The 7398-nt window shown below is 70.7% G+C and carries 4 protein-coding genes and 3 pseudogenes; 2 read left to right on the top strand and 5 right to left on the bottom strand.

Features of this window, described 5'->3' with window-relative positions:
• Positions 1-167: 167 nt before the first annotated feature.
• Positions 168-722, bottom strand: a pseudogene (locus ACFWI9_RS21435) (XRE family transcriptional regulator); the annotation flags it as partial.
• Here ACFWI9_RS21435 and ACFWI9_RS21440 point away from each other — a divergent pair.
• A pseudogene (locus ACFWI9_RS21440) lies at positions 716-1885 on the top strand (MFS transporter); the annotation flags it as partial. The pseudogenes ACFWI9_RS21435 and ACFWI9_RS21440 overlap by 7 nt on opposite strands.
• Before the next feature lie 195 nt (positions 1886-2080).
• A complete protein-coding gene (locus ACFWI9_RS21445; protein ID WP_387164225.1) occupies positions 2081-4306 on the top strand; it encodes a germacradienol/geosmin synthase in 2226 nt (741 codons plus the stop codon).
• Positions 4307-4407: 101 nt separating this feature from the next.
• Here the strand turns inward: ACFWI9_RS21445 and ACFWI9_RS21450 are convergent, their stop codons facing one another.
• The 4 genes and pseudogenes from ACFWI9_RS21450 to ACFWI9_RS21465 form a co-directional block, all read right to left on the bottom strand.
• On the bottom strand, positions 4408-4908 hold the full coding sequence (locus tag ACFWI9_RS21450) for a hypothetical protein (RefSeq protein WP_387164226.1): 501 nt from the start codon (positions 4906-4908) through the stop codon (positions 4408-4410).
• A 555-nt stretch (positions 4909-5463) separates the two neighbouring features.
• Entirely contained in the window at positions 5464-5706 is a 243-nt protein-coding gene (locus ACFWI9_RS21455; RefSeq protein WP_387164228.1) for a DUF397 domain-containing protein, read from the bottom strand.
• Between the two features lie 147 nt (positions 5707-5853).
• Positions 5854-7032: a thiolase domain-containing protein gene (locus ACFWI9_RS21460; RefSeq protein ID WP_387164230.1), complete on the bottom strand. Its 1179-nt coding sequence runs from the start codon at positions 7030-7032 to the stop codon at positions 5854-5856.
• Positions 7029-7398 (bottom strand): annotated as a pseudogene (locus ACFWI9_RS21465) (lipid-transfer protein); the annotation flags it as partial. The gene ACFWI9_RS21460 and the pseudogene ACFWI9_RS21465, both read right to left, overlap by 4 nt.

Here is a 7398-nt window from a genome sequence, read left to right on the forward strand (position 1 = left end):
GCCGGGCGGGGCGCGGGGCGCCCGGCGGCGCGGCCCGCCTCCCCGCGCGCGACGGGGGGGGGGGGGCACGCGGCCCCCGCCCCCCCCCCCCGCGGCCCCCCCCCCCAGCACTCTGTCGGGTGCTGCTTCCTGACAGGACGCGCGCGGACGTGACCGCGCGTCAGCCGTTCGCCGCCGGCGGCCAACGCCTGGAGTCGCTCGAAGCGTTCTCGGGACTCCTGGTCGGACGGCGTGTACGTGAGCAGTCGGGCACCGTTCTCCGGACCGAGCCAGAGATCGGTGTGGTCGAGCGTCAGCAGACCGACATAGGCGTTGTTGATCTGTTTGCGCTTGCCATGTGCACTGCTCACCACTTCATGGCGCTCCCAGGTCTCGCTGAATTCGGGCGATGCGGCCTGGAGTCGTCTCAGCAGCACCTTCCAGGCGGGCTCGGCCAGATGTTCAGCCATCGCGGCGCGGAACTTGGCGGTCATCATCCGCGAGGTCTCCTCCCACAGAACCATCGACGAACGCCACTGCTGGTTCGTGTGGATCAGGAGCAGGCAGTTGCGGTCTTCCGGCGGAACCGTGTCCATGTCGCACAGCAGCCGCCCGTAGGTGCGGTTGTACGCGAGGATGTCGTACCTGCCGTTCTGGACGCATGCCGGGATCGGATCCAGCTGCTCCAGTACCGCGACCAGGGCCGGGGTGATGGAGGGGCAGACCGTGCGCGGCGCGGGATCTGTTCATCGGCGGCATGGTGGCCTTCGGCCTCACCTCGCTGGCCTGCGGGCTCGCCCCTGACGCCTGGACGCTGGTCGCGGCACGGGTAGCCCAGGGCGCGGCGTCGGCGATGATGCTGCCGCAGGTGCTCGCCACCATCCAGGCTGCCACCGCGGGGCCCCGACGCGCCCGCGCCATGAGCCTGTACGGCGCGATGGCCGGGCTTTCCATGGTGGCCGGGCAGATACTGGGCGGCCTCCTGGTGGCCTGGGACTTCGCGGGCACCGGCTGGCGCGCGGTGTTCCTGGTGAATGTGCCCGCCGTGGTGATCGGTCTCTTCCTGGCGGCGCGGACCGTGCCGGAGACCCGTGCCCAGCGTCCCGAGCCAGTCGATGTCCCGGGCACGCTGCTGCTGGCGGCGGCGCTGGTGACCCTGCTGGTGCCGCTGACCGAAGAGCGGGCGGCCGGCTGGCCTCTGTGGACCTGGCTCGTACTGGCGCTCTCCCCAGTCTCTGCGTACGCGTTCTACCGGGTCGAACTACGCTCCGACCGGCAGGGCCGTACGCCGCTGGTGCCGCCGAGTCTGTTCCGGCTGGTGTCGCTGCGGCGAGGGCTGCTGATCATCGTGCCGTTCTCGATCGGCTTCAGCGGTTTCATGTTCGTGATCACGGTGGCACTCCAGCAGGGTGCGCGGCTCGCCCCGGTGTCCGCGGGGCTGGCCCTGGCGCCGATGGCGGTGGCCTTCCTGGCGGTCTCGCTGGCGGGCCCGCGGCTGGTGGGACGGTTCGGTGCGCGGGTGGTGAGCGCGGGCGGTCTGGTGCAGGCCGTGGGCCTCGGCCTGATCGGGATGGCGGTCTGGCGGGACTGGCCAGGGCTCGATGCCGTGTCGCTGCTGCCGGGCGCGGCGTTGGCGGGCGCGGGGCAGGCGCTTCAACTTCCGGTCCTGTTCCGGATCGTGCTCTCGGAGGTCCCCGCGGAGCGTGCCGGGGTGGGCAGCGGTGTCATGGTGACGGCCCAGCAGTCGTCACTGGCGCTGGGCGTGGCCACGCTCGGCTCGCTGTTCCTGGGCCTGGTGCCGATGCTGGGCATGCGGAACGCCCTGGTGACGACCCTGCTGGTGCAGCTCGCGGGGGTCGTGCTCACGGTCCTGCTGAGTCTGCGCCTGCCGAAGCACATCGCATGAGGTGCCGTATCAGGTGCCGTCTGACGCCCTAGTCCGTGCTCAGACCCGGGGCGGGCGCGGTGCTGCGCTGCGGTTTCATTCGGATGAGTGATCAGGTCCCTCGCGTGGGCCGGATGGGCGACGGGTAGGCCTGGCCCGTACGCGACCGGTTCGTGCGGCACACGCGCGGACGCTCACCGAAAGGCCCGGGCACGCATGGCACAGCCCTTCGAACTGCCGGATTTCTACGTTCCATATCCGGCCCGGCTCAACCCCCATGTCGATGTGGCGCGGGAGCACACCCGGGAATGGGCGCGCCGGATGGGCATGCTGGAAGGGTCCGGAGTCTGGGTGCGGGAGGACCTCGAGGCACATGACTACGCGCTGCTGTGCGCGTACACCCACCCGGACTGTTCGGCGGAGGCGCTGTCCCTGGTGACGGACTGGTATGTGTGGGTGTTCTTCTTCGACGACCACTTCCTCGAGGTGTTCAAGCGCACCGGGGACCTGGCGGGCGGCAGGGCCTATCTGGAGCGGCTGCCGGCATTCATGCCGCTTGATCCGGCGCGGGGCACCCCCGAGCCGACCAACCAGGTGGAGGCGGGCCTCGCCGATCTGTGGGCGCGGACCGTGCCGAGCATGTCGCCCGCCTGGCGGGCCAGGTTCGCCCTCGCGACCGAGTATCTGCTCAACGAGTCGATCTGGGAGCTCGACAACATCAACGAGGGACGAGTGTCCAATCCCGTCGAGTACGTGGAGATGCGCCGCAAGGTCGGGGGCGCGCCCTGGTCGGCGGGACTTGTCGAGTACGCGGCGGGTGCCGAGGTGCCCGCGCGGGTGGCGGGTTCGCGGCCGATCAGGGTGCTGACCGAGACATTCGCCGACGCGGTGCATCTGCGCAACGACCTGTTCTCCTACCAGCGCGAGGTGGAGGACGAGGGCGAGCTGAGCAACGGCGTGCTGGTGCTGGAGACGTTCCTGGGGTGCACGACCCAGGAGGCGGCCGAATCCGTCAACGACCTGCTGACCTCGCGGTTGCAGCAGTTCGAGAACACTGCGCTGACGGAAGTGCCGGCGATGTGTGTCGAGTTCGGTCTCGATCGGGCCGAGTGCGCGGCGGTCGCGGCGTATACGAAGGGCTTGCAGGACTGGCAGTCGGGCGGCCACGAGTGGCATATGCGGTCGAGCCGCTATATGAACAAGGAGGTACGGACCGGCCCTTCACTGTTCGGCGGGGTGCTGGGTACCTCGGCCCTCGACATCAGCACGCTCTTCGGGCGGCCTGCGGCGGCCCGGCTGCGCGGTCTCACCCATGTCCCGCACCAGCGGACCGGTCCGTCACTGCTGCCCGACTTCGAGCTGCCGTTCCCGCTGACGCTCAGTCCGCACCTCGATGACGCCCGCGCCAAGTCCATCGCGTGGGCGGACCGGATGGGGCTGCTGGACGATATCTGGGACGAGCCGATGCTCACCGGGTTCGACTTCGCGCTGTGCTCTGCGGGACTCGATCCTGATGCGACCGCCGATGAGCTGGAGCTGAGCGCCGAGTGGCTGACCTGGGGGACATACGCTGACGACTACTACCCGCTGGTGTTCGGGCGTCCGCGCAGGCTTGTCGAGGCGAAGGCGTGCCACGAGCGGCTACTGGCCTGTCTGCCCCTCGATGATCCGGCCGCGGGTGCGGCGATGGCGATGAGCCCGATGGAACGGGGTCTCGCGGATCTGTGGGCGCGCACCGCGGGGCCGATGGGGCCCGGAGGACGGACGGCACTGCACGGGTCGATCGAGGTGATGCTGGAGAGCTGGCTGTGGGAGCTCCACAACCAGGCGCAGCACCGGGTGCCCGACCCGGTGGACTACGTCGAGATGCGCCGGCAGACCTTCGGCAGCGATCTGACGATGCTGCTGTGCCGCCTGCGGCACGAAGGGGAGCTGCCCCCCGAGGTGTACCAGAGCGGCACGGTACGGGGCCTTGAACATTCGGCGATGGACTACGCCACGCTGCTGAACGATCTGTTCTCGTACCAGAAGGAGATCGAGGTCGAGGGCGAGGTGCACAACGCCGTGCTGGTGGTGCAGTCCTTCTTCGGCTGCGACTACCCATCGGCCGTGCGTATCACGGACGATCTGATGCGTTCCCGGCTGCGGCAGTTTCTGCATCTGAAGGAGCACGAACTACCGGTGCTCTGCGCCCATTTGGGGCTTGACGAGCGGGGCAGGGCGGCGCTGGACGTCTATGTGCGGGAGCTGGAGGACTGGCTCGCCGGGATCCTGCACTGGCACCGCCATGTGCGGCGGTACGCGGAACAGGATCTGCCGCACGGCGCCGGCTCGCCGCTGCGGACGGGTGGGCCGACGGCGGTCGGAATGTCGGCGGCCGGGATCGTCGCGGCGCTGCGGCAGCCTGGCGGCGGGGTGGCGACGGGGGCGGTCCCGGCGTAGCAGGCAGGGCGATGTCGGGAGCACCGGGCAAACGTCCGCGGGCCCGTCGTGATGGTGGTCACGGCGGGCCCGCGGAAGGCGTCATCGAGGTGGCGCCCCGGTCACCCCTGCTGGAAGAGCTCCGCCGGCAACGGCTTGAGCAGTGCGTAGAGGTCGTCGGTGATCGGCCGGTCCCAGCTGGCGATGGTGACCAGGACGTTGTCGCTGCGGTCGAACTGGACGCAGGAGATACGCGTCTCGGAGAGTTTGATCCGGCGGACGATCAGGAGGTTGTCGCCCTGCATCACAGGGACGTCCTCGGTGCCGGTGACGGTGACCTCTTCGTCGTTCTCCAGCGCCACGAGCAGTTGGGCGACCTCGAACGGGATCTGGCCCTCGGCGACCTCCCGGGCGGGTGAGCCCTCGGGCAGATTGCCGATGATCATCGCCGGGCCCCGGCCGCCGAACAGGTCGTAGCGCAGGAACACGCCCTGGCAGCTGCCGTCGGGCGCGGGGAGCAGGCCCGCGCCGAGGTTGCCGGGCCAGTCCCCCGGGTCCATGGCCAGGACGTCGAAGTCAGGGCCCGCGGGGTGGGCGGCGCTGCGGCGGCGGAGGAAGGACATGCGGCCATGGTACGTGTCCGGCGGCTTGGTGCGGCGATCCGGGTACGGTGCGGTGACCGGCCCCCGGGCCTCGGCCCGCGATCGCGTCGATCTCCGCTCCGACCGGCCGGGCGGGGGCGGTGAAGCCGGGCACCTCGCCAAAGGCGCAGGCAGTGCGTCCGGCGGCTGATCACTCGCCATGCGCCCGCGCGGCCCCCGCAGGCCCTCGATGTCCGTGAGCGTGACGGTGCGCACCGCATCACCCGGCGGGCCACCGGCTTCGCCGAAGGTGCGCTCGGCGGTGTCCGGACAGCGCGCCGCACAGCCGTGGACATCCCCCGGTGCGGTGGTGCCGCCGTCGTCGCCGAAGGGGGTGGTGCCGGCGACAGCGGCCTGAGGGCCCTTGCGGACAGCCCGTGAGGAACCGGTCCGCGGTTCCGGGGCCGGGCCTGAGCTCACCCGGTGGATGGGGCGTGAGGGCCATGAGCCAGGCCCCCGTCGTGTCAGCGTGACTCCGGCGCAGGCGGGTGTGTGAGGGGGGCGGGCGTGGGCCGCGGTGAGCCCACGCCCATCTCATCAGGTGAGGTCAAACTCGCCCTCACGGGCGTTGAGGACGAATGCGCGCCATTCGGCGGGAGTGAAGATCAGCGAAGGAGCCTCGGGTCTGCCGCTGTTGCGCATCGCGATGAACCCTTCCACAAAGGCGATCTGGACGTCCCCCGCGCCCTGGGTACCCGACTGCCAGTCGGCTTGGCTGAGGTCGAGGTCCGGCTTGTGCCAGCCCGAAAGCGGCTGCTCCGTGGTGATGGTGTCGGCCACGTGCGTACTCCTCCCGGTTCGTCGTCCGCGCTCAGACTAGCGATCGCCGCCGGTCACGGACAGGCCACGGACGGCGGCGGAATGTCCCGTGCCGCCGCTGTCCGAATACCGCGCCGCTGGATCCTGCCCGGACAACGTCAGGGACGGTCAGTGCGCCGGGGGCTCCGCGCCGACCAGCCACATCGCGAAGAACTGCGAGCCCCCGCCATAGGCATGGCCCAAGGCCTTGCGGGCGCCGTCGACCTGGTGTTCACCCGCCTGGCCGCGTACCTGGAGGGCTGCTTCGGCGAAGCGGATCATGCCGGAGGCGCCGATGGGATTGGTGGACAGCACTCCGCCCGAGGGGTTGACCGGCAGGTCCCCGTCGAGTTCGGTGACCCCTGACTCGGTGAGCTTCCAGCCCTCTCCCTCCGCCGCGAAGCCCAGGTTCTCCAGCCACATGGGCTCGTACCAGGAGAACGGCACGTACATCTCGACGGCGTCGATCTCCCGGCGCGGATCCGCGATATGGGCCTGCCGGTAGACATCGGCGGCGCAGTCCTTGCCCGCCTGCGGGGACACGAAGTCCTTGCCCGCGAAGAGGGTCGGTTCACTGCGCATGGCACCGCCGTGCAGCCAGGCGGGCGGGCGGGGTGAACGGGCCGCGCCTGTGCGGTCGGTGAGGACCATGGCGCAGGCACCGTCGGACGAGGGGCAGGTCTCCGAGTAGCGGATGGGGTCCCACAGCATCGGCGACGACTGCACCTTCTCCAGGGTGATGCCGTGCTCGTGCAGATGTGCGTATGGGTTCTTGAGGGCGTTGCGGCGGTCCTTGTACGCGACGAGGGAGCCGACCGTGTCGGGCGCCCCGGTGCGCCGCATGTACGCGCGCACATGCGGGGCGAAGAAGCCGCCGGCGCCCGCGAGCAGCGGCTGCTGGAACGGGATGGGCAGCGAGAGGCCCCACATGGCGTTGGACTCGGACTGCTTCTCGAACGCGAGGGTGAGCACGGTGCGGTGGACGCGGGCCGCGACGAGGTTGGCGGCGACGAGGGCGGTGGAGCCGCCCACCGAGCCCGCCGTGTGGACCCGCATCATGGGTTTGCCCACGGCGCCGAGCGCGTCGGCGAGATACAGCTCGGGCATCATCACGCCCTCGAAAAAGTCGGGGGCCTTGCCGATGACGACGGCGTCGATGTCCGCCCAGTCCAACTCGGCGTCATCCAGCGCATGCCGGGCGGCCTCGCGCACGAGGCCGGCCAGCGAGACGTCGTGCCGGGCCGCGACGTGCTTGGTCTGGCCCACGCCGACGACGGCCACGGGTTCCTTGGCGGATGTGCGGCTCATACGGCCTCTCCTTCGAGGACGGCGACCAGGTTCTGCTGGAGGCAGGGGCCGGAGGTGGCGTGCCCGATGGCCCGGTCGGATTCGCCCCGGTGGATGGCGGCGGCGGCTTCACCGAGCCGGATGAGGCCCGCGGCCATGATCGGGTTGGCGGCGAGTGCGCCGCCGGACGGGTTGACCCGGGTGGTGTCGTCGAGCCGCAGGGCGTTGCGGAGCACGACCTCCTGGGAGGTGAACGGGGCATGCAGCTCGGCGGTGTCGACGGGCCCGTCGAATACCCCGGCGCGCGCGGGGGCGGGGCCGGGGGGGGGGGTTGGGGTGTGGTGGGGGTAGCCCCAGCCCAAGGGGGCGCTGGGGGGGGGGAAAACA

This window comes from Streptomyces sp. NPDC127084 (assembly GCF_042724175.1).
GTDB lineage: Bacteria > Actinomycetota > Actinomycetes > Streptomycetales > Streptomycetaceae > Streptomyces.